Source organism: Escherichia coli DSM 30083 = JCM 1649 = ATCC 11775, from assembly GCF_003697165.2.
Classification (GTDB): domain Bacteria; phylum Pseudomonadota; class Gammaproteobacteria; order Enterobacterales; family Enterobacteriaceae; genus Escherichia; species Escherichia coli.
Genome location: NZ_CP033092.2, coordinates 2,947,916 through 2,973,113, shown reverse-complemented (window position 1 = coordinate 2,973,113; position 25,198 = coordinate 2,947,916). Strand labels below are relative to the sequence as shown.

28 protein-coding genes are annotated in these 25,198 nt (G+C 49.1%); 13 read left to right on the top strand and 15 right to left on the bottom strand.

All coding sequences use genetic code 11. From position 1 onward, the window contains the following. Positions 1-3 precede the first annotated feature (3 nt). Positions 4-654 carry a biofilm master transcriptional regulator CsgD gene (gene csgD, locus EAS44_RS15755; protein ID WP_000481500.1) on the bottom strand — a complete coding sequence of 217 codons (651 nt, stop codon included), beginning with the start codon at positions 652-654 and terminating at the stop codon, positions 4-6. Between the two features lie 752 nt (positions 655-1,406). Here csgD and csgB point away from each other — a divergent pair. The 6 genes from csgB to clsC all read left to right on the top strand — a co-directional run bounded on the left by csgB (position 1,407) and on the right by clsC (position 5,232). Further along, positions 1,407-1,862 (top strand): curli minor subunit CsgB, encoded by a 456-nt coding sequence (gene csgB / locus EAS44_RS15750; RefSeq protein ID WP_001360656.1) that lies wholly within the window; start codon positions 1,407-1,409, stop codon positions 1,860-1,862. 40 nt (positions 1,863-1,902) lie between these two features. Further along, positions 1,903-2,358 (top strand): curli major subunit CsgA, encoded by a 456-nt coding sequence (csgA, locus tag EAS44_RS15745; protein ID WP_000771435.1) that lies wholly within the window; start codon positions 1,903-1,905, stop codon positions 2,356-2,358. 58 nt (positions 2,359-2,416) lie between these two features. Then, positions 2,417-2,749 carry a curli assembly chaperone CsgC gene (gene csgC / locus EAS44_RS15740; protein ID WP_000992818.1) on the top strand — a complete coding sequence of 111 codons (333 nt, stop codon included), beginning with the start codon at positions 2,417-2,419 and terminating at the stop codon, positions 2,747-2,749. Between the two features lie 120 nt (positions 2,750-2,869). After that, on the top strand, positions 2,870-3,181 hold the full coding sequence (gene ymdA / locus EAS44_RS15735; protein ID WP_000489568.1) for a type 1 fimbrial protein: 312 nt from the start codon (positions 2,870-2,872) through the stop codon (positions 3,179-3,181). 94 nt (positions 3,182-3,275) lie between these two features. Next, complete coding sequence (gene ymdB, locus EAS44_RS15730; RefSeq protein WP_000857405.1) at positions 3,276-3,809, top strand: O-acetyl-ADP-ribose deacetylase; 534 nt, start codon at positions 3,276-3,278, stop codon at positions 3,807-3,809. After that, entirely contained in the window at positions 3,751-5,232 is a 1,482-nt protein-coding gene (clsC, locus tag EAS44_RS15725; protein ID WP_001350584.1) for a cardiolipin synthase ClsC, read from the top strand. The genes ymdB and clsC overlap by 59 nt, the downstream gene beginning before the upstream one ends. Before the next feature lie 7 nt (positions 5,233-5,239). Here clsC and mdoC read toward each other — a convergent pair whose 3' ends face one another. After that, positions 5,240-6,397, bottom strand: coding sequence for a glucans biosynthesis protein MdoC (gene mdoC / locus EAS44_RS15720; RefSeq protein WP_001070346.1), 1,158 nt, complete (start codon positions 6,395-6,397; stop codon positions 5,240-5,242). 393 nt (positions 6,398-6,790) lie between these two features. Between mdoC and mdoG the strand changes: the two genes are divergently transcribed. From mdoG to yceK, 3 genes are all read left to right on the top strand, one after another. Then, positions 6,791-8,326 (top strand): glucans biosynthesis protein MdoG, encoded by a 1,536-nt coding sequence (mdoG, locus tag EAS44_RS15715; protein WP_077759299.1) that lies wholly within the window; start codon positions 6,791-6,793, stop codon positions 8,324-8,326. After that, on the top strand, positions 8,319-10,862 hold the full coding sequence (gene mdoH / locus EAS44_RS15710) for a glucans biosynthesis glucosyltransferase MdoH (protein WP_001331938.1): 2,544 nt from the start codon (positions 8,319-8,321) through the stop codon (positions 10,860-10,862). The genes mdoG and mdoH overlap by 8 nt, the downstream gene beginning before the upstream one ends. Before the next feature lie 171 nt (positions 10,863-11,033). Next, entirely contained in the window at positions 11,034-11,261 is a 228-nt protein-coding gene (gene yceK / locus EAS44_RS15705; RefSeq protein WP_001237186.1) for a YceK/YidQ family lipoprotein, read from the top strand. Here yceK and msyB read toward each other — a convergent pair whose 3' ends face one another. The 3 genes from msyB to lpxL form a co-directional block, all read right to left on the bottom strand. Next, positions 11,262-11,636, bottom strand: a complete 375-nt coding sequence (gene msyB, locus EAS44_RS15700) for a MysB family protein (RefSeq protein WP_001295957.1) — start codon at positions 11,634-11,636, stop codon at positions 11,262-11,264. It abuts the gene before it with no gap. A gap of 82 nt (positions 11,637-11,718) precedes the next feature. Continuing rightward, entirely contained in the window at positions 11,719-12,945 is a 1,227-nt protein-coding gene (mdtG, locus tag EAS44_RS15695) for a multidrug efflux MFS transporter MdtG (RefSeq protein ID WP_000074171.1), read from the bottom strand. A 171-nt stretch (positions 12,946-13,116) separates the two neighbouring features. Continuing rightward, positions 13,117-14,037, bottom strand: coding sequence for a kdo(2)-lipid IV(A) lauroyltransferase (gene lpxL, locus EAS44_RS15690; RefSeq protein WP_001295958.1), 921 nt, complete (start codon positions 14,035-14,037; stop codon positions 13,117-13,119). Between the two features lie 224 nt (positions 14,038-14,261). Between lpxL and trhO the strand changes: the two genes are divergently transcribed. Beyond that, positions 14,262-15,314 carry a rhodanese-related sulfurtransferase gene (gene trhO, locus EAS44_RS15685; RefSeq protein ID WP_001331937.1) on the top strand — a complete coding sequence of 351 codons (1,053 nt, stop codon included), beginning with the start codon at positions 14,262-14,264 and terminating at the stop codon, positions 15,312-15,314. Positions 15,315-15,355: 41 nt separating this feature from the next. Here the strand turns inward: trhO and yceI are convergent, their stop codons facing one another. The 10 genes from yceI to mdtH form a co-directional block, all read right to left on the bottom strand. Continuing rightward, positions 15,356-15,931 (bottom strand): YceI family protein, encoded by a 576-nt coding sequence (gene yceI, locus EAS44_RS15680; protein ID WP_000749261.1) that lies wholly within the window; start codon positions 15,929-15,931, stop codon positions 15,356-15,358. Positions 15,932-15,934: 3 nt separating this feature from the next. Further along, positions 15,935-16,501 carry a cytochrome b gene (gene yceJ, locus EAS44_RS15675; RefSeq protein WP_000011132.1) on the bottom strand — a complete coding sequence of 189 codons (567 nt, stop codon included), beginning with the start codon at positions 16,499-16,501 and terminating at the stop codon, positions 15,935-15,937. A 260-nt stretch (positions 16,502-16,761) separates the two neighbouring features. Then, the gene (locus tag EAS44_RS15670) at positions 16,762-16,875 is read right to left on the bottom strand and encodes a YceO family protein (protein ID WP_001253418.1); all 114 of its coding nucleotides are present in this window, start codon (positions 16,873-16,875) and stop codon (positions 16,762-16,764) included. A gap of 47 nt (positions 16,876-16,922) precedes the next feature. Beyond that, positions 16,923-18,041 (bottom strand): N-methyl-L-tryptophan oxidase, encoded by a 1,119-nt coding sequence (gene solA, locus EAS44_RS15665; RefSeq protein ID WP_000872794.1) that lies wholly within the window; start codon positions 18,039-18,041, stop codon positions 16,923-16,925. 114 nt (positions 18,042-18,155) lie between these two features. After that, positions 18,156-18,410, bottom strand: a complete 255-nt coding sequence (gene bssS, locus EAS44_RS15660) for a biofilm formation regulator BssS (RefSeq protein WP_000414438.1) — start codon at positions 18,408-18,410, stop codon at positions 18,156-18,158. Positions 18,411-18,699: 289 nt separating this feature from the next. Next, a complete protein-coding gene (dinI, locus tag EAS44_RS15655) occupies positions 18,700-18,945 on the bottom strand; it encodes a DNA damage-inducible protein I (RefSeq protein WP_001217754.1) in 246 nt (81 codons plus the stop codon). A gap of 73 nt (positions 18,946-19,018) precedes the next feature. After that, positions 19,019-20,065, bottom strand: a complete 1,047-nt coding sequence (gene pyrC, locus EAS44_RS15650; RefSeq protein ID WP_000126545.1) for a dihydroorotase — start codon at positions 20,063-20,065, stop codon at positions 19,019-19,021. Between the two features lie 105 nt (positions 20,066-20,170). Then, positions 20,171-20,731: a lipoprotein gene (gene yceB / locus EAS44_RS15645; RefSeq protein ID WP_001295443.1), complete on the bottom strand. Its 561-nt coding sequence runs from the start codon at positions 20,729-20,731 to the stop codon at positions 20,171-20,173. 133 nt (positions 20,732-20,864) lie between these two features. Continuing rightward, on the bottom strand, positions 20,865-21,512 hold the full coding sequence (gene grxB, locus EAS44_RS15640; protein WP_000780912.1) for a glutaredoxin 2: 648 nt from the start codon (positions 21,510-21,512) through the stop codon (positions 20,865-20,867). 63 nt (positions 21,513-21,575) lie between these two features. Continuing rightward, positions 21,576-22,784 carry a multidrug efflux MFS transporter MdtH gene (mdtH, locus tag EAS44_RS15635; protein WP_000092206.1) on the bottom strand — a complete coding sequence of 403 codons (1,209 nt, stop codon included), beginning with the start codon at positions 22,782-22,784 and terminating at the stop codon, positions 21,576-21,578. Positions 22,785-23,019: 235 nt separating this feature from the next. On the opposite strand from mdtH, the gene rimJ reads away from it, so the two are divergent. From rimJ to yceM, 3 genes are read left to right on the top strand one after another with little or no spacing between them, the layout of a single operon-like run. Further along, entirely contained in the window at positions 23,020-23,604 is a 585-nt protein-coding gene (gene rimJ / locus EAS44_RS15630; RefSeq protein WP_000468182.1) for a ribosomal protein S5-alanine N-acetyltransferase, read from the top strand. Positions 23,605-23,614: 10 nt separating this feature from the next. Further along, the gene (gene yceH, locus EAS44_RS15625) at positions 23,615-24,262 is read left to right on the top strand and encodes a YceH family protein (RefSeq protein WP_000877109.1); all 648 of its coding nucleotides are present in this window, start codon (positions 23,615-23,617) and stop codon (positions 24,260-24,262) included. Between the two features lies 1 nt (position 24,263). Continuing rightward, complete coding sequence (gene yceM, locus EAS44_RS15620) at positions 24,264-25,187, top strand: Gfo/Idh/MocA family protein (protein WP_000736139.1); 924 nt, start codon at positions 24,264-24,266, stop codon at positions 25,185-25,187. Positions 25,188-25,198: the final 11 nt, after the last annotated feature.

The following is a 25,198-nucleotide window of genomic DNA, read 5'->3' as shown; positions in this document are numbered from 1 at the left end:
GCTTTATCGCCTGAGGTTATCGTTTGCCCAGGAAACCGCTTGTGTCCGGTTTTTTACGGCTATCTTCTTGAAAAGATTATAAAGATGCGTTTTAACCGTATTTTCGCTGATGAACAACGAACGAGCGATCTCGTTATTAGACGCGCCGATACGCAGCTTATTCAGGATCTCTTTTTCCCGATGAGTAAGGAGGGCTGATTCCGTGCTGTTATAACGATAGTTACCTGAATGCGTAATCAGGTAACTGGCAAGCTTTTGCGTAAAGTAGCATTCGCCGCGCAGGACGCCTTGCAACCCATTGACAACACGTTCTTGATCCTCCATGGCATAAAAAACGCCGTTGATATGAGGCCAGTTTTCAATGTCGCGGTACGGGTAATCTTCAGGCGTATTTAGCAACAATATTTTGATATTGTTGTTTTTCCTGCTCAAAGTATCCTGCCAATAATGGATAAGCTTTTTATCCGCTTCCATCATATCCAGAAGAATAATAGAGCCTGAAGATATATCGTCCAGAGAACGTTGAATATTATGTAATTTTCCTGTAATTGCCAGCGATTGTTTAAGGTGCTGCAAGAGAGCTGTCGCCTGCAAAGAAGGTTTAGTGATCAACAATAATGTATGACCATGAATACTATGGACTTCATTAAACATGATGAAACCCCGCTTTTTTTATTGATCGCACACCTGACAGCTGCCTCTAAAATAGAAGCACCAGAAGTACTGACAGATGTTGCACTGCTGTGTGTAGTAATAAATCAGCCCTAAATGGGTAAAATATAAAACTAATGGATTACATCTGATTTCAATCTAGCCATTACAAATCTTAAATCAAGTGTTAAACATGTAACTAAATGTAACTCATTATATTAAAATGTTAACCTTAAGGTTTTATTAAGTTTATAAATGATAGAAAAGTTGTACATTTGGTTTTTATTGCACAATTTTAAAAAATCATACAAATGGTGCTAACTTACTAATAATGCATATAAAAAATATTTCGCTGTAGTCCTTTCGTCATGAAAAACGTTCTTGTTTTTTCTCCATACCACCGTGGACAATTTTTTACTGCAAAAAGACGAGGTTTGTCACGACTTGTGCGCAAGACATATCGCAGCAATCAGCGACGGGCAAGAAGAATGACTGTCTGGTGATTTTTGATAGCGGAAAACGGAGATTTAAAAGAAAACAAAATATTTTTGCGTAGATAACAGCGTATTTACGTGGGTTTTAATACTTTGGTATGAACAAAAAAAGAAAAATACAACGTGCGGGTGAGTTATTAAAAATATTTCCGCAGACATACTTTCCATCGTAACGCAGCGTTAACAAAATACAGGTTGCGTTAACAACCAAGTTGAAATGATTTAATTTCTTAAATGTACGACCAGGTCCAGGGTGACAACATGAAAAACAAATTGTTATTTATGATGTTAACAATACTGGGTGCGCCTGGGATTGCAGCCGCAGCAGGTTATGATTTAGCTAATTCAGAATATAACTTTGCGGTAAATGAATTGAGTAAGTCTTCATTTAATCAGGCAGCCATAATTGGTCAAGCTGGGACTAATAATAGTGCTCAGTTACGGCAGGGAGGCTCAAAACTTTTGGCGGTTGTTGCGCAAGAAGGTAGTAGCAACCGGGCAAAGATTGACCAGACAGGAGATTATAACCTTGCATATATTGATCAGGCGGGCAATGCCAACGATGCCAGTATTTCGCAAGGTGCTTATGGTAATACTGCGATGATTATCCAGAAAGGTTCTGGTAATAAAGCAAATATTACACAGTATGGTACTCAAAAAACGGCAATTGTAGTGCAGAGACAGTCGCAAATGGCTATTCGCGTGACACAACGTTAATTTCCATTCGACTTTTAAATCAATCCGATGGGGGTTTTACATGAAACTTTTAAAAGTAGCAGCAATTGCAGCAATCGTATTCTCTGGTAGCGCTCTGGCAGGTGTTGTTCCTCAGTACGGCGGCGGCGGTAACCACGGTGGTGGCGGTAATAATAGCGGCCCAAATTCAGAGCTGAACATTTACCAGTACGGTGGCGGTAACTCTGCTCTTGCTCTGCAAGCTGACGCCCGTAACTCTGATCTGACCATTACCCAGCACGGCGGCGGTAACGGCGCAGATGTTGGCCAAGGTTCTGATGACAGCTCAATCGATCTGACTCAGCGTGGTTTCGGCAACAGCGCTACTCTTGATCAGTGGAATGGTAAAGATTCTACTATGACTGTTAAACAGTTCGGTGGCGGTAACGGTGCTGCTGTTGACCAGACTGCATCTAACTCCAGCGTTAACGTCACTCAGGTTGGCTTTGGTAACAACGCGACCGCTCATCAGTACTAATACATCCTCTGTATTAAAGAAACAGGGCGCAAGCCCTGTTTTTTTTCGGGAGAAGAATATGAATGCGTTATTACTACTTGCAGCACTTTCCAGTCAGATAACCTTTAATACGACCCAGCAAGGGGATATGTACACCATTATTCCTGAAGTCACTCTTACTCAATCTTGTCTGTGCAGAGTACAAATATTGTCCCTGCGCGAAGGCAGTTCAGGGCAAAGTCAGACGAAGCAAGAAAAGACCCTCTCATTGCCTGCTAATCAACCCATTGCTTTGACGAAGTTGAGTTTAAATATTTCCCCGGACGATCGGGTGAAAATAGTTGTTACTGTTTCTGATGGACAGTCACTTCATTTATCACAACAATGGCCGCCCTCTTCAGAAAAGTCTTAATTTGTTGAAATATCGAGCATAAGATGAACCTGGAGAGAATGGTCTGCTGCGGATCAGCCAACCTGAAAGTATGGATAACACAACCCTCAAGGATGACTAATCATTGAGGAAATAGAATAAATGTTCAGACCTTTTTTAGACTCTCTAATGCTCGGCAGTATGTTTTTTCCTTTTATTGCCATCGCAGGAAGCACCGCGCAAGGGGGCGTGATCCACTTTTATGGCCAAATTGTGGAACCGGCATGTGACGTCAGCACCCAGTCAACACCCGTAGAAATGAACTGCCCGCAGAATGGCTCTGTTCCGGGCAGAACCTATTCCAGCAAAGCGTTAATGAGCGGCAATGTTAAAAACGCGCAAATAGCCTCAGTAAAAGTGCAGTATCTTGATAAACAGAAAAAGCTGGCTGTAATGAACATCGAATATAACTAAGTTTCTGAACAACTCACGTTGCTGAGCAGAAAAATGCGATTTAACCAAAAAGCCTGCTGTACACTTAAGAAACAAGAAGGTGTAAGGAGGCGTTATGAAAACGCGTATTCATGTTGTGCAGGGTGATATTACCAAACTGGCCGTTGATGTGATTGTGAATGCGGCTAATCCGTCATTAATGGGAGGCGGCGGCGTCGATGGGGCCATTCATCGCGCAGCGGGTCCGGCCCTGCTGGATGCCTGTTTAAAAGTCAGGCAGCAGCAGGGCGATTGCCCTACGGGGCATGCCGTTATTACGCTTGCAGGCGATCTTCCCGCGAAAGCCGTAGTGCACACCGTCGGGCCAGTCTGGCGTGGTGGTGAACAAAACGAAGACCAGCTTTTGCAGGATGCCTATCTCAATAGCCTGCGACTGGTGGCGGCAAACAGCTATACGTCAGTGGCTTTTCCTGCAATCAGTACTGGAGTTTATGGTTACCCTCGTGCGGCAGCGGCTGAAATCGCAGTAAAAACCGTTTCAGAATTTATTACCCGTCACGCTTTACCCGAACAGGTATACTTTGTCTGTTATGATGAAGAAAACGCCCACCTCTACGAAAGACTCCTTACTCAACAAGGAGATGAATGATTTGCCCCGGCTGGCGAGTGCGGTGCTGCCACTGTGTTCGCAACATCCCGGTCAGTGTGGCCTTTTTCCTCTGGAGAAAAGTCTGGATGCGTTTGCCGCCCGGTATCGTCTGGCCGAAATGGCAGAGCATACGCTGGATGTTCAGTATTACATCTGGCAGGACGATATGTCGGGTCGGTTACTCTTTTCCGCCCTGTTAGCCGCAGCAAAGCGTGGCGTTCGCGTCCGTTTGTTGCTGGACGACAACAATACGCCCGGACTTGACGACATTTTACGCTTGCTTGACAGTCATCCCCGCATTGAAGTCCGGCTTTTTAATCCTTTCTCGTTTCGCTTGCTACGTCCGCTTGGTTATATCACCGACTTTTCCCGTCTCAATCGCCGTATGCACAATAAAAGTTTCACTGTCGATGGCGTGGTTACCCTGGTAGGGGGGCGAAATATTGGTGATGCCTATTTTGGGGCAGGGGAAGAGCCACTTTTTTCGGATTTAGATATCATGGCAATAGGACCAGTTGTAGAGGACGTTGCCGATGATTTCGCCCGCTACTGGTATTGCAAATCGGTTTCACCCCTACAGCAGGTGCTGGATGTCCCGGAAGGTGAAATGGCGGATCGCATCGAGTTACCCGCCTCCTGGCATGACGATGCCATGACGCATCGTTATTTACGCAAAATGGAATCCAGCCCGTTTGTAAATCATCTGGTTGATGGAACGTTGCCGCTTATCTGGGCGAAAACACGTTTATTAAGTGATGATCCGGCCAAAGGGGAAGGCAAGGCAAAACGGCATTCACTGTTACCGCAGCGCCTGTTCGATATCATGGGCTCACCCAGTGAACGCATCGATATTATCTCTTCCTATTTTGTACCGACACGCGCAGGTGTGGCGCAACTCTTACGTATGGTGAGAAAAGGGGTAAAGATTGCGATCCTAACCAATTCTCTTGCCGCTAACGATGTTGCTGTCGTCCATGCCGGATACGCGCGCTGGCGCAAAAAATTGCTCCGCTATGGCGTGGAATTATATGAACTCAAGCCGACGCGTGAACAAAGTAGTACGTTACACGATCGCGGCATAACCGGTAATTCCGGTGCCAGCCTGCATGCTAAAACCTTTAGCATCGATGGTAAAACGGTGTTTATCGGCTCTTTCAATTTCGATCCGCGTTCAACATTGCTCAATACTGAAATGGGTTTCGTGATAGAGAGCGAAACGCTGGCACAGTTAATTGATAAACGCTTTATTCAGAGCCAGTATGATGCGGCCTGGCAGCTCCGTCTGGACAGGTGGGGACGGATCAACTGGGTTGATCGTCATGCAAAGAAAGAGATTGTTCTCAAAAAAGAACCCGCCACCAGTTTCTGGAAGCGGGTTATGGTCAGACTGGCGTCGATATTGCCTGTGGAATGGTTATTGTAAACGCGGCTTAACGGGCTGGTGCTTTATCGTTCTCACGCTTAACAACCGGTTTACCAGAGAACAAAAACTTCAGTAACGGGATGCGTAAATGAATTTCATACAGAATTATCGCAATCCCTACTACGAATATCAGGCCACAGAGAAAACCAAGCCAGTTGGAGGTGATGTGCGGTGTAATGTACGCGCCGAAAAACAGCGTTAACGGGTGGTGAACCAGATAGATAAACAGCGATGCGTTAACAAAGTAAGTCACCCGCGCTGACTGGAAGTTAAGCAAACGGTGGCCGAAGGAGAAGACCACATTCACCATCCACAGACCGAGGACCATGGTGATCACAGACTCGGTTTCGTACATCCAGGCATCGCCACTGCCATAGCGCTGGTTGAGTAAGTAAGCGACAAATGCCAATGCTGCTGCGAAGGTACAGCCACGAGACGGCGTGGTAAACAAGGCTTTAAGATGAGGGAAAATGAAAGCCAGTGCGCCGAGGATAAAGAACGGCAAATAAAATAGCGTTTGCATGACAATAAAATTGAACATGCCGTTACTCAGAATGGGCGGATACACAATAAAAATTGTTCTTCTTATTACCGCATAACCGATGCCGAGGCACAAAAAAATCACCGATAGTTTTACCATCGAGAATTTTTTATTCGTTTTATCAGAATTTTCTAAATTATTTCTGATACGTTTGAATATCCAGACGCACAGCGTCGTCATGACCACTAACACCAGTAAAAACCACAGGTGTGATATTAATTCCCAGGCCAACGTATTATATTTGTCATACAATGACAGTCCAGGCCAACTTTCCGCTTTCCCTTTGACGTATTGCAGCATAATAAATTGCGGCAATGTCAGTAGGGGGATGGCTGTTAACATCGGGATACCTACACGTTCGACACGTACTTTCCACCATTTTTTCAAGGGATAGCGTAAAAAAAGCATGTAGGAAAAGTACCCGGATATAACGAAAAATACCTGCATGCGGAACGAGTGGATGAAGTCATTAAAAAGGGTCAGCCATAATGACGGTTCGGCGCTATTCACATGCCATGTATGGCTCGAATAGATTAAAGAAATATGAAAAGGGATCCCTAACAACATCAGCCAGGCGCGGATGGAGTCGAGGAAATATTCACGTTGCGCGGGTACTGGGTTCATATATGGTTAACTAATCTCGGATTTTTCGTCTTATCCCTGTCGGGTTATGCCTTTAGGCTTGTTGCCATAGCGACACCGACCTGACCGCGCCAGGCGCAGGCTTCAAGGTTTTTATGCATAGCATCATCGCTACCACTAACCAGAATGGAAGCGTCTGTAAGACGGTTGATAAATAAATTTGCTGGCAAACCCTACACGAAGTCGATGCTTCTGTCTTTAGGAGAAGCACGGAAAGTGAAAACGGTTGCAATCAGGTGCTTAATCCATGAGCCAGTGTGCTGAACGATACCGGGATTCTGTTGTCGGAATGGCAGGTTATCCATTAAAATAGATCGGATCGATATAAGCACACAAAGGGGGAAGTGCTTACTAATTATGAAACATAAACTACAAATGATGAAAATGCGTTGGTTGAGTGCTGCAGTAATGTTAACCCTGTATACATCTTCAAGCTGGGCTTTCAGTATTGATGATGTCGCAAAGCAAGCTCAATCCTTAGCCGGGAAAGGCTATGAGGCGCCCAAAAGCAACTTGCCCTCCGTTTTCCGCGATATGAAATACGCGGACTATCAGCAGATCCAGTTTAATCATGACAAAGCGTACTGGAACAATCTGAAGACCCCATTCAAACTCGAGTTCTACCATCAGGGTATGTACTTCGATACCCCGGTCAAAATAAATGAAGTGACTGCCACCGCAGTCAAACGAATCAAATACAGCCCGGATTATTTCACTTTCGGCGATGTTCAGCATGACAAAGACACGGTAAAAGACCTTGGTTTTGCCGGTTTCAAAGTGCTTTACCCGATCAACAGCAAAGATAAAAACGATGAAATCGTCAGCATGCTCGGGGCCAGCTATTTCCGCGTGATTGGTGCAGGTCAGGTTTATGGCCTTTCTGCACGCGGCCTGGCAATTGATACCGCCTTGCCATCGGGTGAAGAATTTCCACGCTTCAAAGAGTTCTGGATCGAGCGTCCAAAACCGACTGATAAACGTTTAACCATTTATGCATTGCTTGACTCGCCGCGCGCGACAGGTGCTTACAAATTCGTAGTTATGCCAGGACGTGACACGGTTGTGGATGTGCAGTCGAAAATCTATCTGCGCGATAAAGTCGGCAAACTGGGGGTTGCACCGTTAACCAGTATGTTCCTGTTTGGGCCGAACCAACCGTCGCCTGCAAATAACTATCGTCCGGAGTTGCACGACTCTAACGGTCTGTCTATCCATGCTGGTAATGGCGAATGGATCTGGCGTCCGTTGAATAACCCGAAACATTTAGCGGTCAGCAGCTTCTCGATGGAAAACCCGCAAGGCTTCGGTCTATTGCAGCGTGGTCGTGATTTCTCCCACTTTGAAGATCTCGATGATCGTTACGATCTTCGTCCAAGCGCATGGGTGACTCCGAAAGGGGAGTGGGGCAAAGGCAGCGTTGAGCTGGTGGAAATTCCAACCAACGATGAAACCAACGATAACATCGTCGCTTACTGGACGCCGGATCAGCTGCCGGAGCCGGGTAAAGAGATGAACTTTAAATACACCATCACCTTCAGCCGTGATGAAGACAAACTGCATGCGCCAGATAACGCATGGGTGCAACAAACGCGTCGTTCAACGGGGGATGTGAAGCAGTCGAACCTGATTCGCCAGCCTGACGGTACTATCGCCTTTGTGGTCGATTTTACCGGCGCTGAGATGAAAAAACTGCCAGAGGATACCCCGGTCACAGCGCAAACCAGCATTGGTGATAATGGTGAGATAGTTGAAAGCACGGTGCGTTATAACCCGGTTACCAAAGGCTGGCGTCTGGTGATGCGTGTGAAAGTGAAAGATGCCAAGAAAACCACTGAAATGCGTGCTGCGCTGGTGAATGCCGATCAGACGTTGAGTGAAACCTGGAGCTACCAGTTACCTGCCAATGAATAAGACAACTGAGTACATTGACGCAATGCCCATCGCCGCAAGCGAGAAAGCGGCATTGCCGAAGACTGATATCCGCGCCGTTCATCAGGCGCTGGATGCCGAACACCGCACCTGGGCGCGGGAGGATGACTCCCCGCAAGGCTCGGTAAAGGCGCGTCTGGAACAAGCCTGGCCAGATTCACTTGCTGATGGACAGTTAATTAAAGACGACGAAGGGCGCGATCAGCTAAAGGCGATGCCAGAAGTAAAACGCTCCTCGATGTTTCCCGACCCGTGGCGTACCAACCCGGTAGGCCGTTTCTGGGATCGCCTGCGTGGACGCGATGTGACGCCGCGCTATCTGGCTCGTTTGACCAAAGAAGAGCAGGAGAGTGAGCAAAAGTGGCGTACCGTCGGTACCATCCGCCGTTACATTCTGTTGATCCTGACGCTCGCGCAAACTGTTGTCGCGACCTGGTATATGAAGACCATTCTTCCTTATCAGGGGTGGGCGCTGATTAATCCTATGGATATGGTTGGTCAGGATGTGTGGGTTTCCTTTATGCAGCTTCTGCCTTATATGCTGCAAACCGGTATCCTGATCCTCTTTGCGGTACTGTTCTGTTGGGTGTCCGCCGGATTCTGGACGGCGTTGATGGGCTTCCTGCAACTGCTTATTGGTCGCGATAAATACAGTATATCTGCGTCAACAGTTGGCGATGAACCATTAAACCCGGAGCATCGCACGGCGTTGATCATGCCTATCTGTAACGAAGACGTGAACCGTGTTTTTGCTGGCTTGCGTGCAACGTGGGAATCAGTAAAAGCCACCGGGAATGCCAAACATTTTGATGTCTACATTCTTAGTGACAGTTATAACCCGGATATCTGCGTCGCAGAGCAAAAAGCCTGGATGGAGCTTATCGCTGAAGTCGGTGGCGAAGGTCAGATTTTCTATCGCCGCCGCCGCCGTCGCGTGAAGCGTAAAAGCGGTAATATCGATGACTTCTGCCGTCGCTGGGGCAGCCAGTACAGCTACATGGTGGTGCTGGATGCTGACTCGGTAATGACCGGTGATTGTTTGTGCGGCCTGGTGCGCCTGATGGAAGCCAACCCGAACGCCGGGATCATTCAGTCGTCGCCGAAAGCGTCCGGCATGGATACGCTGTATGCGCGCTGTCAGCAGTTCGCGACCCGCGTGTATGGGCCACTGTTTACAGCCGGTTTGCACTTCTGGCAACTTGGCGAGTCGCACTACTGGGGGCATAACGCGATTATCCGCGTGAAACCGTTTATCGAGCACTGTGCACTGGCTCCGCTGCCGGGCGAAGGTTCTTTTGCCGGTTCAATCCTGTCACATGACTTCGTGGAAGCGGCGTTGATGCGCCGTGCAGGTTGGGGGGTCTGGATTGCTTACGATCTCCCGGGTTCTTATGAAGAATTACCGCCTAACTTGCTTGATGAGCTAAAACGTGACCGCCGCTGGTGCCACGGTAACCTGATGAACTTCCGTCTGTTCCTGGTGAAGGGTATGCACCCGGTTCACCGTGCGGTGTTCCTGACGGGCGTGATGTCTTATCTCTCCGCTCCGCTGTGGTTTATGTTCCTCGCGCTCTCTACTGCATTGCAGGTAGTACATGCGTTGACCGAACCGCAATACTTCCTGCAACCACGGCAGTTGTTCCCGGTATGGCCGCAGTGGCGTCCTGAGCTGGCGATTGCACTTTTTGCTTCGACCATGGTGCTGTTGTTCCTGCCGAAGCTATTGAGCATTTTGCTTATCTGGTGCAAAGGAACGAAAGAATACGGCGGCTTCTGGCGCGTTACATTATCGTTGCTGCTGGAAGTGCTGTTTTCCGTGCTGCTGGCTCCGGTTCGCATGTTGTTCCATACGGTCTTCGTCGTCAGCGCGTTCCTTGGCTGGGAAGTAGTGTGGAATTCGCCGCAGCGTGATGATGACTCCACTTCCTGGGGGGAAGCGTTCAAACGCCACGGCTCACAGCTGCTGTTAGGGTTAGTGTGGGCTGTTGGGATGGCGTGGCTGGATCTGCGTTTTCTGTTCTGGCTGGCACCGATTGTCTTCTCGTTGATCCTGTCACCGTTTGTTTCGGTTATTTCCAGCCGTGCCACCGTTGGTCTGCGAACCAAACGCTGGAAACTGTTCCTGATCCCGGAAGAGTATTCACCGCCGCAGGTGCTGGTTGATACCGATCGGTTCCTTGAGATGAATCGTCAATGCTCCCTTGATGATGGTTTTATGCACGCGGTGTTTAACCCGTCATTTAACGCTCTGGCAACCGCAATGGCGACCGCGCGTCACCGCGCCAGCAAGGTGCTGGAAATCGCCCGTGACCGCCACGTTGAACAGGCGCTGAACGAGACGCCAGAGAAGCTGAATCGCGATCGTCGCCTGGTGCTGCTAAGCGATCCGGTGACGATGGCCCGTCTGCATTTCCGCGTCTGGAATTCCCCGGAGAGATATTCTTCATGGGTGAGTTATTACGAAGGGATAAAGCTCAATCCACTGGCATTGCGTAAACCGGATGCGGCTTCGCAATAAAAACGTAGTTGCCTGATGCGCTACGCTTATCAGGCCTACATCGTTCCTGCAATTTATTGATTTTGCAAGATTTTGTAGGTCGGGTAAAGCGTTCACGCCGCATCCGGCAAAAACAACGAGCCAATAAAAATACCGGCGTTATGCCGGTATTTTTTACGGAAGAGGTATCAAATGCGTTTAATTGTGATGAGCATAATGGTGACCTTGCTGAGTGGCTGTGGCAGCATCATTAGTCGCACTATACCGGGGCAGGGGCATGGCAACCAATATTATCCCGGTGTGCAATGGGACGTGCGTGACTCCGCCTGGCGTTACGTCACGATCCTTGATCTGCCATTCTCCCTGGTTTTCGATACTTTACTGCTGCCGATCGACGTACATCATGGCCCGTATGAGTGATTAACGTTCATCCCACTCATCAGCTGCAGTGCGTCCTTCCTCGGTATCCAGCGGTGGCTCAAGCTGAAATTCCCCCTCGTCCCATTCATGTAATGTATTCTCATCTTGCCACTCCTGGCGGATCTCTATCTCATCATAGTCGCCGTCAAAGACACTTTGCGCGGCTTCACCGCTAAGCATGGGTAAACATTCACCTTCTTCCCCTTCGTCGGCAAAAAACTCAACTTGCCACATGATGTCGCCGTCCTGCAAAACGTATTTTTGGGCATTGAACTGTTGCACATTCGCGTTTTCGGCATCGATGCCGGGGTTGTCTGCAAGAAATTCTTCGCGTGCAGCGTCAATGGCTTCTTCAAGCGTTGCGTACATGGTCATCACGATTCTCCCTTTGAGTTGATGAGGTTTCAGGGAAAAGGATAGCTGATTCTCCGCTTTTGCAAGTATGAAAGGCGAAAAATCAGTTCGATATCTGGGGGATTCGACGACGACGTAGACTGTTCCATGAATAGACTGCGTTGAATAACACTACGCCAGCGGTGACGAGAAATACCGCCCTGAAACCGTAGTTCGCTGAAATCGCTGCTCCCATCAATGGTCCGGTAACGTTGCCAATATCACGAAACGATTGGTTATAGCTGAAGATACGCCCGGCGATCTGGTTGCTCGAGTTGTAAACCAACAGTGTCTGTACGGCGGGGAGTAATGCACCATCGGCGGCACCGAGCAAAAAACGTAAAATCCCAAGTTGTAATGGCGTCTGAACGTAAGACATTGGGATCAACAGCAGTACAGAAAAGATCAGCGCCGTAATCAGGATCTTTTCGGGGCCGATTCGATCGCCAAGTTTGCCGAGTCGTGGTGCACTTAGCAGAGCCGCCACGCCTGGCACCGAGGCGATCATGCCACTGATAAAAGCGACGTTACTGACGTTACCCGCCAGTTCGCGGACATACAGCGTCAGAATGGGGGCAATTGAGCCCGTCGCCACCTGGATGATTAACGTGGTGACAAACAGGCTGAGTACCAGTTTCGGGTTTTTAAGTGATGTCACCACTTCCCGCATATGCAGCATCTCTTTTTTGCTGACCGGCTGGAATTTTTCTCTGATGCAAAACAGGGTGACGAAAAAGCAGAGTATGAGCACACTGGCGGTAATAAAGAATACCGGACGTAAGCCGTAGCTATCGGCGAGCAAACCGCCAGCCATTGGGCCGAGCAACGCGCCGCTAACGCCGCCTGTGGAGAGCGTACCCAGCGCCCAGCCGCTTTTATTACGCGGTACTTGTGTGGCGATAAGAGCATTAGCGTTGGGGACAAATCCGCCAAGTAAACCAAGAAGCGCCCGCAGGATCAAAAACTGCCAGATATTTTGTGCCAGTCCCATCAACACCATCACGATGCCCATGCCGAGAGCAGAGCGTAATAGCATGAGTTTTCGGCCTTTACGGTCGGCGAGTCCACCCCAAAACGGTGAGGCGATGGCCGAAAATAAAAATGTAATGCTGAAGACAATACCGGACCACATATTCAGGGCGGAGTGGCCGGTAACGCCAAGCTGCTCAACGTAGAGGGGTAAGAAGGGCATTACCAGGCTGAAGGCGGCACCGGTAAGAAAACAGCCTAGCCAGGCGACGATCAGGTTTCGTTTCCAGTTTATAGGGGTGTCATTTTCACAGGGTGACATAGCAATCCGCTGTTGGTGCGCCAGGCGCGGTGAACATAAGAAGAAAAGATAAGCACACTAATTATGCGCCCGACTTCCAGGGGGCGCAATCCAGAGAGCTTTTATCGCTAAATCAGGGGGATTTTCTGTGGTAATGCCGGATGCCATTCTGAAGCATCCAGCATGGAAGATTTAATAGCGTGAAGGAACGCCTTCCGGGCGTGTTTTAAAGCGACGGTGTAACCACATATACTGCTCTGGTGCCATCATGATGCATTTTTCGACCACTTTGTTCATCCACGCGGCGGTAGTTTCGGCATCATCCAGCGGCGGAGAACACTCTGGCGGCAGTATAATCAACTGATACCCTTTGCCATCTGGCTTACGGCGTGGAACGAAGGGCACCAGACATGCGCCGGACATCCGTGCCAGCATCCAGGTTCCGGTCGTGGTCGCAGCCTGCTCAACGGCAAACAACGGGACGAAAACGCTTGAGCGCGGGCCGTAATCATGATCCGGTGCGTACCAGACCACTTCGCCTTTTTTCAGGGCTTTAATCATGCCTTTTAAATCTTTGCGGTCGAGCATCGATTTATTTGAGCGCAAACGGCCCCAGGTTTGTAGCCAGTCAATCAGTGGATTATCGTTCGGGCGGTAAACGCCAATCCCCGGTTCCTGCATACCAAACTGCCGCGCACCCAGCTCCAGTGTCAGAAAATGGATGCCAACTAACAGGATGCCGCGTTTTTGCGCCTGCACGTCACGAATGTGTTCCATGCCGATCACTTCCGTCCAGCGGGCGATTCGGCGGTCCGGCCAGAACCACGCCATGCCGGTTTCCATCAGGCCCATGCCAACGGATTCGAAATTCTTCACCACCATTTTACGGCGTTCTTGTTCGCTCATTTCCGGGAAGCACAGTTCCAGGTTGCGATGCACAATTTTTGCGCGTCGTTTCATAAAACGTAACGCCAGTTTTCCTAATCCACAACCGAGGCGGTAGATAACCGGGTAGGGCAATTGCACGACCAACCAAAGTACGCCAATACCCAACCAGGTTAACCAATAACGCGGATGAAGCAGTGCGGTGGAGAACTTGGGTAGATTCGTCATATCAATCCTGTTTTTCAACCTATACGGGCAATTGTATGTATTGTCGCATTTTTTCGTCCGCAACCAAAATTTGTGACTGAAGACTGGGCGAAATTGCCGCGCTTGTAAATAACAAATAATTTTTAATGCTAAAATGTAGCGTAAAATGTGTGGATGTTAATTATCGATAATTGCTATATCATGCCGCGGATTTTTACTTTCCCATCTCGCAGGAACCGTACACCATGCCAGTGTTACACAACCGCATTTCCAACGACGCGTTAAAAGCCAAAATGTTGGCTGAGAGCGAACCGCGAACCACCATTTCGTTTTATAAGTATTTCCACATTGCCGATCCTAAGGTGACCCGTGACGCTTTATATCAACTGTTTACCGCGCTGAATGTTTTTGGGCGAGTGTATCTGGCGCATGAGGGCATTAACGCGCAAATCAGCGTACCTGCGAGCAATGTTGAAACATTTCGCGCGCAGCTCTATGCCTTCGACCCGGCTTTAGAGGGTTTACGCCTGAATATCGCGTTGGATGATGACGGGAAATCCTTCTGGGTACTGCGTATGAAGGTACGCGATCGCATTGTTGCCGACGGTATTGACGATCCTCACTTTGATGCCAGCAATGTGGGTGAGTATCTGCAAGCGGCGGAAGTGAACGCCATGCTTGACGATCCCGATGCATTGTTTATCGACATGCGTAACCACTATGAGTATGAAGTGGGGCACTTTGAAAACGCGCTGGAAATACCGGCAGATACCTTCCGTGAGCAGCTGCCAAAAGCAGTTGAGATGATGCAGGCACATAAAGATAAAAAAATCGTTATGTACTGCACCGGCGGCATTCGTTGTGAAAAGGCCAGTGCCTGGATGAAACATAACGGATTCAACAAAGTCTGGCATATCGAGGGTGGAGTTATTGAATACGCCCGTAAGGCGCGCGAGCAGGGCTTGCCGGTGCGTTTTATTGGCAAAAATTTTGTTTTTGACGAGCGGATGGGCGAACGTATATCTGATGAGATTATCGCGCACTGCCACCAGTGCGGTGCGCCGTGCGACAGCCATACCAACTGTAAAAATGATGGCTGCCATCTGTTGTTTATTCAGTGTCCAGTATGTGCGGAAAAATACAAAGGTTGTTGTAGTGAGATTTGCTGCGAAGAAAGCGCGTTACCGCCAGATGAACAGCGACGCCGTCGGGCAGGACGTGAAAATGGCAATAAGATCTTTAATAAGTCTCGTGGACGTCTGAATACAACACTGGGCATTCCTGATCCAACAGAATAAATATCATTGCCGGATGCGTGCCATCCGGCAACATTTCACTCTTACTTCTGCTGTACGCCTTCCACTGAAATAATCAGATCCACTTCCTGAGACGCTGGACCTAAATCTGTCTTGATATTGAAGTCTTTGAGCTTAATTTTGCCTTCGGCCTCAAAGCCTGCACGTTTACCGCCCCACGGGTCGTCACCCTGACCAATTAATTTCGCTTCCAGTGTGACGGGCTTGGTTACACCATTCAGCGTCAGATCGCCGGTAATATCCAGTTCGTCACCGTCTTTCTTCACGCTGGTGGAGGTGAATGTTGCCTGTGGATATTTTGCGGTATTGAGGAAATCCGCACTGCGAAGATGTTTATCGCGTTCGGCGTGATTAGTATCGACGCTGGTGGTGTTAATTGTCACATTCACTTTATCGGCAGCTGGATTTTTTTCATCAAAGGTAAAAGTACCGTCGAAATCTTTGAAGGTGCCATATAACCAGCTATAGCCAAGATGCTGGATTCGGAAGTTAACAAAGGCGTGCTGACCTTCTTTGTCAATTTTGTAATCGGCGGCAACCGCTGAACCGGCAGAGAACATCAAGGAAGCGAAGGTTAAACCAAGCAGACTTTTTTTCATTTTTTATACTCCATAGTCAGATGACGACTTTCCCAGCATGCGCTTCAGAGTGTCGTCTTTATCGATGAAATGATGCTTCAGGGCCATAAATCCGTGCATAACGGACAGTACTACAACGCTCCACGCGAGCCAAAAATGCAGGGCACCGGCAAAGTCAGCCTGTGCGCCAGCGTCGGAGAGGGTCGCGGGGACGTCAAACCAGCCAAAAACGCTGATCGGTTTACCATCGGCAGTTGAGATCAGATAGCCGCTGATGCCGATGGCGAACAGCAATAGGTACAATGCGAGATGTCCAGCTTTTGCTGCAAGACGAGTCATGGGCGAATAACTCGGCAGCGGACCCGGCGGTGGAGATATGACACGCCACAGAACGCGAATAACCAGCCCCATCATTAACAAAATGCCGATGCTTTTATGCAGTTCCGGTGCCTGGTGGTACCAGCCATCGTAATAACTGAGCGTGACCATCCACAGACCTAAAGCAAACATGCCATAGACAATAATTGCGCTTAGCCAATGTAAGGCCGCAGATATAACACCATAGCGTTCAGGGGTATTTGTGAATGACATAAGTGCATCCAAAACGAATTTGCGAGAGAAAGAAAATGGCGTGTCGGAGAATGAATTGCAACACAAAAATAACAAATTGAATGATATTTATTTCTATTTCAATAATTTTGAATTAATAATGAAAGAATCTTCATAAGTTTAGTGGGTTCAGCATCTGGAAGGTCTAGTGAGTGCTGTAGAGGCAGGAAGAATCTCATTCAATTTTTCACGCTAAATGAAAGGGAGATTAAATATTTGTCAGTTTATGTCAGTGCGGAAAACTAAAAATAAAACACATAGATCAGATCCATAATTGCCAACAATCCCCAGAGAAAAAGATAAAGCATCAGATGCTCGCGAATATTATTGATGAGATAGTGCAACAGTCGACGCATTAAATACTCCTGTAAAAACGGCCTCATTCTGGAGGCCGTAATGATGATTATTGGAAGCGGGAAAGCCTGAATGGCGTCAAATCAAAATCGCTTTTTTTGTCTTGCGCAAAATCGGCAGCTATTTCCCCTAAAACTGACGCAAATTTAAAACCGTGCCCACTCAGGCCGGTAATGAGCAGTGTATTATCGTGGCCGGGTAGGGTATCGATAATAAAATCTTCGTCAGGCGAATTATCATAGGTGCAGGCAGCGCCGTACAGGCAGCAACCGATACCCGGCAACACATTGCGCAAGAACGGGAAGGCTTCCGAACCATCGCTGACCACTTCCGCAAACGGAACACGTTCATCCGCTGAATGGATAACCTGGCCTCCGTTATGTTTGCCAATCTTCAACGCGTCGTTTTCTGCCGGAAAACCATAATATTGATCGCCATTGGGCAGTTCACCGGTAAACGCCGGGAATTTATTCTTCACGCTATAGCGACCATCGGCCTGATACCAGGCAAATACTTTGCGTACGGGCTGGACAGGCAGCTCCGGGAGTAGGTCTTTTACCCATGTTCCCGCGCAGACAATCGCTTTTTTCGCCTGATACTCACCGTCAGCCGTTTCAATAGTTACGCCATCATCGTCATGACGAATTGCGGTGACCGGGCAGTTGAACAGCTGCGCACAGCCCGCTTCCTTCGCCAGTTGGATCCAGGTTTTAATCGCCAGTTCGCTGCGCAAAAAACCGGAATCAGTTTCAAATAAACCGATGTAGTTGTCCGGGACGCGTATTTCTGGCCAGCGGGCCATAATCCCTTGCGCGTCGAGCTTTTCAACGTTGAGTTGCCACTGTTCGGCGCTGTGGGCGACGTTGGCGAGAAATGCGGAGTCAGCCGGACCGAGGTTAATGACACCAGAGCGTACAAAAATGGGATCATCTTCGTTGTGGCGGGAAAGTTCATCCCACAGCATTTGCGCGCGGAGGACCAGCGGGACATACTTTTCGCCTTCACCATAAGCATGGCGAATTAATCGCGTATCGCCGTGGTGGCTGCCGTGTTGATGCGGTGGCATATGGGCGTCGGTCATTAGCACGTTTAAACCGGCGCGGGTTGCATAATACCCGGCGGCAGCGCCTACGGAACCGCTGCCAATAATGATGAGATCGTATTTCATTTTTTTCTCTCTGCTCTCATGGTTTAAGCAGAGTAATTAACTGAATGCAGATATACAACCCAGAAATGGTAAAGGCACCGGTGAGGTGCCTTTTGGGTGGATGGTCATGTCATGTTAATGACGCCGATACTCGTTTACCTGGAAATCACCGGATTCAATTTTGGCGATTCCTGCTTCTAATATCGAAATAAATTGTCTGGCAACATCAGTGGTTAACCAGAGCGTCTGACCAACTTCAGTCCCTTCCTGCTCGGACTTATTTGGGGTCTGGTAGTGCAAACGCAACATCAGCGCATCATAGCTATCAACGGTGCTGATGTCCCACCCTACGAGCGGATGAGTCTGAATGACTTCATTATTTTTTTCCATCATGGCCCCCTAATTCGTGTTACTAGACAACGTTATTCGAGGTTCAATGCGTTTTTATCTGAAGCAACTTCAGTATACCAATAAGTAAGGGTATTCACCGAATTTTTAAAGGGGGGAGCAGATAAATTTCTGCTTTTAAGATTTATATGAACAATAAAACAGCATGTCATTCATATTTTTTTAGCATATTGTGCAATTATTTTGAGGAAGTGTAGAAATTTTGTACTCACAATTCGCAAGTAAAATAAAAAAGCCGGGGCGACCCGGCAAAAACAAAAATCACTGCATATTATTCGCTGACAAACCAGTCATCGGCGCTTTCCCACGTTTCCTGGAGAATTTCGCTAATGCGCTGTTTATCTTCTTTTGTCGCGCCAATAACCGATAAATTATTTGCTGCGGCATAACGTACCGATACGTGGCCTTCATTATCAGGAAACGCATACTGAATACGGCGGGAAAGTTCGCCAGCCAGGGCGTCAATAGCCCCAGCTGGCAATGGAGAAGTTTTCGCTATGGTGACTTCAATTCGCATAATAGCCCCCTGTTGAATATACTGGTTATTTATACAGGTAAAATAACCTAATGACAACAGGAAGCTACGATTTTTATTGTTTAACGGACCAGCGTACCGTTTCTCCGGCGAGGAATGGCACCAGCGTGTCATCAGTCAGTGCGATGCTTTCAGCAACCTGTTGCTCTTCACGTACCAGTTCGATGAATGTGTCGTTGACCGGCAAGCCATAGAACTGCGGGCCGTTTACAGAACAGAATGCTTCAAAGTACTGCAAAGCATTCATCTCTTCAAAGACGGTAGCGTAACTGCCCAGCGCGGTTGGGGCGTTGAAACAGCCCGCGCAGCCGCAGCTGCTCTCTTTGCGATGACGTGCATGTGGCGCAGAATCCGTTCCGAGGAATACACGATTAAAACCGCTGGCGACCAGTTCACGCAATGCCTGTTGGTGGATATTGCGTTTGAGGATGGGTAGACAATACAGGTGCGGACGCACGCCACCAACCAGCATATGGTTGCGGTTAAACATCAGATGCTGTGGAGTGATGGTGGCAGCCAGCCGTTCATTTCCGTCACGGACATAGTCGGCAGCGTCTTTGGTGGTGATGTGCTCAAAAACGACTTTCAGTGCAGTCAGGCGCTGGCGCAGCGGTTCCATCACGCTTTCTATAAAGCGCGCTTCACGATCAAAAATGTCGATATCTGCATGTGTTACTTCACCATGCACCAGTAGTGGCATACCGATTTTTTCCATGCGCTCAAGTACCGGCATGATTGCGTCAACTGACGTAACGCCGTGGCTGGAGTTAGTGGTTGCGTTTGCCGGATAAAGTTTTGCAGCGGTGAACACGCCTTCGTTAAATCCGCGCTCCAGCTCATTCGGATCCAGCGAATCTGTTAAATAACAGGTCATCAGCGGGGTGAAATCGTGCCCGGCAGGTACGGCGTCAAGAATGCGCTGACGATACGCCACGGCAGCCTCAACGGTGGTCACGGGCGGAGCCAGATTGGGCATTACGATAGCCCGTCCATAAATTTCGCTGGTATACGGCACGACAGTTTTTAACATGTCGCCATCGCGGAGGTGAAGGTGCCAGTCGTCTGGGCGGCGGATCTTTAATACCTGGGATGGTGCAGTCATTAATCTCTATGCTCCGGCTGAAGGGATGTTTTTGCCGGACACAAAGGATAAGCGGAAACGTTTTCCTTTGCACGAAAAATAAAGGGCGCGAATGCGCCCTCGTGATTAATCAGTAAACGGAATGACAATTTCGCCTGGCTTCACTTCAATGCCTTTCGCCAGTTTCTTCGCCATTGCTTCGCCCTGGCTGCCATCTTCGCGCAGGACGTAAGCAGGTTGCTGGTTAAAGTAATTGCGTAATGCCTGGTTTAAATAGGGAAGCAACGTTTGCATCACCGTTTGCATTTTTTCCGGTTGTACCGTCGCATCGACCACTTCCATCTCTTTCAGGAAGATCGCGCCTTTTTCTTTATCAAACACGGGCAGCGCTTTCAGCTTCAGTTTCATGGTCGCTTTCTGGCTACCGAACAGGGAGTTCATGTCCAGATTGGCGTCTCCGGTTAGGGTAACCTTATTCGGCTCTTCGCGACCAATTTGGCTGGTCAGGTTTGTCAGAACAATATGGGCGTCAGCCACGCCGGGTAAACCGATATCTTTTGAGAAATTATTATGTTTCGCAAGCGACTGGTTAATTTCTTGTTCGGTGATGGTGTATTGGGTGAGTTGATTACAGCCAACGAGCAGGCCACTGACGATCAATGCAGCGGCAAATAAAAACTTGTTCATGGTAGTCCTCGACATGAAATCTGCGTCAATATCCTGACACAACGCAGCATGTGTCACCAGCGATAAACGCGCCAGCAGAAAAAACTGAAAACGGCGGCAACCCGCGAATACAGGCTGCCGCGGCGGGTCAGGATTAAATCGCCATTGATGATAACAAATTGATTTGTGTCTGTTTCGCCATATTATCGCGGTAATCAGCAACGCGGCTTGGCCAGTTGATTCCGGCTACTAGCGTCAGATTACGCAGGAGCGGAAATAGCTGAATATCATCTTCCGAAAGTTCGCCATTCACGGCGTTCGGTTTGACGATCAGTTTGTCCAGCGCACGTAAATCATCGCTGATATTCTTAATCAGACCGTCAGAGTGGGCCAGCAGGTCGGCAAAATTACCCGCGCTGGCCTCTTTCTTGTCGACGAAATATTTGCGCGCGGCAGGAGTAGAAAACTCATCAAATGCCGATTTGGCAAAACGCGGCAACAGCAGTTTGTTGGCGTAGCCATTGACCTTGCGCAGCCACTCTTCAATGGCAGGGGAACGTTTGCCGGTCAGTAACGGTTTGCCGTCGAGTTTATCGACATAGTGAACGATGTCCATGCTTTCTGGCATATAGCGGCTGTCATCTTTTTGCAGAATGGGAACCTGTTTTTGACCGACCATCCGGGTGGGTGTTTCTGCGTCGTCGTTGAGCAGAACATGTAATTCGACGGGGATATTTTTCAGGCCGAAAATCATGCGGGCTTTGAGGCAGTAAGGGCAGTGATCGTAAATGTATAGCTTCACGTGACTCCTCCATTTGGCTGTCAGTTCACTTTCAGTATGGAGGAGTCAGGGGGGAGTATCAAATCAGGCGTCGCGTTCAAGCAAACGACGCGCGGCGCGTTTCTGGCTAAACTGCCAACCCAGCGCAAGGAAAGTGAAGATGCCAATAATGCCCAGCATCATCCACGGAAGCTCTGGCTGGTGCGCCGATTTGCCCAGGTCAAACAGCCAGCCGCCACCGATATAACCAATAGCGCCGCCAATCGCCAGACCCAGACGGCTAAACCCCATATAGCTGCCGCGAGCTCTTGCGTCTGCCAGCGAAGCACTTAAGGTTTCACGCGCAGGCTCGGCAATGATCGACCCGATATAAAACAGACAAATCAGGGTGAAAAGTTGTTGCAGGCCGCTGACCATGCCTACTGGCATCATGCTTAATGACATTATCAACAGCCCAGCCATTAACCGGTGTTCCAGACGAAAATGCTTTTCACTCCAGCGGGCGATAGGGTAGAGCAACGTTAACGACAGACACGCTTCAATGGCATACATCCATTTAACGGCAGAGGGCGCGCCAGCCACGTCGTTGACCATAATTGGCAGCATCAGCATCACTTGTACAGCCAGCATGTAGTAACCCGCCAGCGTCAGGACATAGGTGACAAAACGCTTGTCGCGCATCACGCGGGTCATGCCTTCGCGAACGGGCGTGCGCACGGTGGAGAGTTTCCATGCCGGTAACAACCACGCATTGAACGCTGCACACAGCACAAACAAAACTGCCCCTGTGGCGCAGACCAGGCGAAAGTCGTATTGCAACAGCCAGCTCCCCAACAATGCGCCAATGACCGCACCGGCACTGTCCTGCATCATCAACAGCGAGAAAAAACGACCACGCTGCTGTGGACGGATTAATTTCACCACCAGCGCCGAACGCGGAGGATCAAACAACGTGCCGCCGAGTCCCGAAAGCAGGCATGAAAACCACAGTAGCCACGGTTCGTGGGCGATACCCATTGTGGCGAATCCGGCGGCACGCATCAGCATACCGGTGACAATCATCGGTTTGGCACCAAAGCGGTCGGCAATTGCGCCGCCGAAAATACCCAGACCTTGCTGAATAAACTGGCGTAGACCGAGGGCAATACCGACCATGACGGCGGCCCAGCCCATTTGATCAACGAAGCGGATAGAGATCAGCGGGAAGACAACAAAGAACCCCAGCACGACCAGCATATTATCGATGAGCAGGAAATATTTACCCAGGTTCCTCGCCTGCGACACGCGGGACATTTCCCCTCCCGGGAAATAAAAGATGAGCACTTTCTATTCTGCATTGCCGCTAAGACTTTTCCCATCACTTCGGGGACAATATTTTTTTATCAAAACGTCGCTTTGATAGAGAGTTTTTATCAAATATGTGAATAATGCAGAAAATGGCATTCTGGACTTTTCACAGGGTCTGGTTGCGCAGGTATAGTAATACTTACAGCGTATTAAAGACGTTACGGGAAGGAGTAGGTATAGAATGTTTGGCTATCGCAGTAACGTGCCAAAAGTGCGCTTAACCACAGACCGACTGGTCGTGCGTCTGGTGCATGATCGTGATGCCTGGCGTCTGGCGGATTATTACGCAGAGAATCGCCATTTCCTCAAGCCCTGGGAGCCAGTGCGCGACGAAAGCCACTGTTATCCATCAGGCTGGCAGGCCAGGCTAGGGATGATTAACGAATTTCATAAACAAGGTTCAGCTTTCTACTTTGGCTTATTCGACCCGGACGAAAAAGAGATTATTGGCGTTGCCAATTTTTCCAATGTTGTTCGCGGCTCTTTTCATGCCTGCTATCTCGGTTATTCGATTGGGCAAAAATGGCAGGGCAAAGGACTCATGTTTGAAGCTCTGAGCGCAGCCATTCGTTATATGCAGCGCACCCAACATATTCATCGCATTATGGCTAATTATATGCCGCACAATAAACGCAGCGGTGATTTACTGGCGCGACTGGGTTTTGAAAAAGAAGGCTATGCGAAAGACTATCTGTTGATTGATGGACAATGGCGCGATCACGTACTGACGGCATTAACTACCCCAGACTGGACGCCCGGCCGCTAAGGAGAATCTCATGAAATATCAACTTACTGCCCTGGAAGCTCGCGTGATTGGTTGCTTGCTGGAAAAACAGGTGACCACGCCGGAGCAATACCCGCTCTCAGTCAATGGTGTAGTCACGGCCTGTAATCAGAAAACGAACCGTGAACCGGTCATGAATCTGAGTGAATCCGAGGTGCAGGAGCAACTGGATAATCTGGTCAAACGCCATTATCTGCGCACGGTGAGTGGCTTTGGTAATCGGGTCACCAAATATGAACAACGTTTTTGTAATTCAGAATTTGGCGATCTGAAACTGAGCGCCGCAGAAGTGGCGTTAATCACCACGTTGTTATTGCGTGGTGCCCAGACGCCGGGTGAACTGCGCAGCCGCGCCGCGCGAATGTATGAATTCAGCGATATGGCGGAAGTGGAGTCGACGCTGGAACAACTGGCAAATCGCGAAGATGGTCCTTTTGTGGTGCGTCTGGCCCGCGAACCGGGTAAACGTGAAAGCCGCTACATGCATCTTTTCAGTGGTGAGGTTGAAGATCAGCCGGCGGTGATGGATATGTCGAACGCGGTTGACGGTGATTTACAGGCACGCGTCGAAGCCCTGGAAATCGAAGTGGCAGAACTGAAACAGCGTCTTGATTCGTTGCTGGCCCATCTGGGAGATTAAAGTGAAAAAATTACGTATCGGCGTAGTGGGGTTAGGCGGCATCGCGCAAAAAGCGTGGTTACCGGTGCTGGCGGCAGCGTCTGACTGGACGTTACAAGGTGCGTGGTCGCCTACGCGCGCCAAAGCCTTGCCAATTTGTGACAGCTGGCGCATTCCTTATGCTGATTCGTTATCCAGCCTTGCCGCCAGTTGCGATGCGGTTTTTGTGCATTCCAGCACCGCCAGCCACTTTGACGTGGTCAGTACGTTACTCAATGCGGGGGTACATGTCTGTGTCGATAAACCGCTGGCAGAAAATCTGCGCGATGCTGAACGGCTGGTGGAACTGGCGGCGCGGAAAAAACTAACGTTGATGGTCGGTTTTAACCGTCGTTTCGCACCACTCTACGGTGAGTTAAAAACGCAACTCGCCACCGCAGCCTCGCTAAGAATGGATAAACATCGTAGCAATAGCGTCGGGCCACACGATCTTTATTTCACGTTGCTGGATGATTATCTGCATGTGGTGGATACCGCGCTGTGGTTGTCGGGCGGCAAAGCCTCTCTGGATGGCGGTACGCTACTGACTAACGACGCTGGCGAAATGCTGTTTGCCGAGCACCATTTTTCGGCCGGTCCTTTGCAGATCACCACCTGTATGCATCGCCGTGCCGGAAGCCAGCGTGAAACCGTGCAGGCCGTGACTGACGGTGCGCTCATCGACATTACGGATATGCGCGAATGGCGTGAGGAGCGTGGGCAGGGTGTAGTGAATAAACCGATTCCTGGTTGGCAGAGTACGCTTGAGCAACGTGGATTTGTCGGCTGTGCGCGGCACTTCATTGAATGCGTGCAAAATCAGACAGTTCCGCAAACCGCCGGCGAACAGGCAGTGCTGGCGCAACGTATCGTTGACAAGATCTGGCGCGATGCGATGAGTGAATAAACCCTGTAACA

Excerpts from the sequence above, each read along its gene's own strand:
- csgD (WP_000481500.1), bottom strand. The coding sequence starts at position 654 with ATGTTTAATGAAGTCCATAGTATTCATGGTCATACATTATTGTTGATC.
- csgB (WP_001360656.1), top strand. The coding sequence starts at position 1,407 with ATGAAAAACAAATTGTTATTTATGATGTTAACAATACTGGGTGCGCCT.
- csgA (WP_000771435.1), top strand. The coding sequence starts at position 1,903 with ATGAAACTTTTAAAAGTAGCAGCAATTGCAGCAATCGTATTCTCTGGT.
- csgC (WP_000992818.1), top strand. The coding sequence starts at position 2,417 with ATGAATGCGTTATTACTACTTGCAGCACTTTCCAGTCAGATAACCTTT.
- ymdA (WP_000489568.1), top strand. The coding sequence starts at position 2,870 with ATGTTCAGACCTTTTTTAGACTCTCTAATGCTCGGCAGTATGTTTTTT.
- ymdB (WP_000857405.1), top strand. The coding sequence starts at position 3,276 with ATGAAAACGCGTATTCATGTTGTGCAGGGTGATATTACCAAACTGGCC.
- clsC (WP_001350584.1), top strand. The coding sequence starts at position 3,751 with ATGATGAAGAAAACGCCCACCTCTACGAAAGACTCCTTACTCAACAAG.
- mdoC (WP_001070346.1), bottom strand. The coding sequence starts at position 6,397 with ATGAACCCAGTACCCGCGCAACGTGAATATTTCCTCGACTCCATCCGC.
- mdoG (WP_077759299.1), top strand. The coding sequence starts at position 6,791 with ATGATGAAAATGCGTTGGTTGAGTGCTGCAGTAATGTTAACCCTGTAT.
- mdoH (WP_001331938.1), top strand. The coding sequence starts at position 8,319 with ATGAATAAGACAACTGAGTACATTGACGCAATGCCCATCGCCGCAAGC.
- yceK (WP_001237186.1), top strand. The coding sequence starts at position 11,034 with ATGCGTTTAATTGTGATGAGCATAATGGTGACCTTGCTGAGTGGCTGT.
- msyB (WP_001295957.1), bottom strand. The coding sequence starts at position 11,636 with ATGACCATGTACGCAACGCTTGAAGAAGCCATTGACGCTGCACGCGAA.
- mdtG (WP_000074171.1), bottom strand. The coding sequence starts at position 12,945 with ATGTCACCCTGTGAAAATGACACCCCTATAAACTGGAAACGAAACCTG.
- lpxL (WP_001295958.1), bottom strand. The coding sequence starts at position 14,037 with ATGACGAATCTACCCAAGTTCTCCACCGCACTGCTTCATCCGCGTTAT.
- trhO (WP_001331937.1), top strand. The coding sequence starts at position 14,262 with ATGCCAGTGTTACACAACCGCATTTCCAACGACGCGTTAAAAGCCAAA.
- yceI (WP_000749261.1), bottom strand. The coding sequence starts at position 15,931 with ATGAAAAAAAGTCTGCTTGGTTTAACCTTCGCTTCCTTGATGTTCTCT.
- yceJ (WP_000011132.1), bottom strand. The coding sequence starts at position 16,501 with ATGTCATTCACAAATACCCCTGAACGCTATGGTGTTATATCTGCGGCC.
- EAS44_RS15670 (WP_001253418.1), bottom strand. The coding sequence starts at position 16,875 with ATGCGTCGACTGTTGCACTATCTCATCAATAATATTCGCGAGCATCTG.
- solA (WP_000872794.1), bottom strand. The coding sequence starts at position 18,041 with ATGAAATACGATCTCATCATTATTGGCAGCGGTTCCGTAGGCGCTGCC.
- bssS (WP_000414438.1), bottom strand. The coding sequence starts at position 18,410 with ATGGAAAAAAATAATGAAGTCATTCAGACTCATCCGCTCGTAGGGTGG.
- dinI (WP_001217754.1), bottom strand. The coding sequence starts at position 18,945 with ATGCGAATTGAAGTCACCATAGCGAAAACTTCTCCATTGCCAGCTGGG.
- pyrC (WP_000126545.1), bottom strand. The coding sequence starts at position 20,065 with ATGACTGCACCATCCCAGGTATTAAAGATCCGCCGCCCAGACGACTGG.
- yceB (WP_001295443.1), bottom strand. The coding sequence starts at position 20,731 with ATGAACAAGTTTTTATTTGCCGCTGCATTGATCGTCAGTGGCCTGCTC.
- mdtH (WP_000092206.1), bottom strand. The coding sequence starts at position 22,784 with ATGTCCCGCGTGTCGCAGGCGAGGAACCTGGGTAAATATTTCCTGCTC.
- rimJ (WP_000468182.1), top strand. The coding sequence starts at position 23,020 with ATGTTTGGCTATCGCAGTAACGTGCCAAAAGTGCGCTTAACCACAGAC.
- yceH (WP_000877109.1), top strand. The coding sequence starts at position 23,615 with ATGAAATATCAACTTACTGCCCTGGAAGCTCGCGTGATTGGTTGCTTG.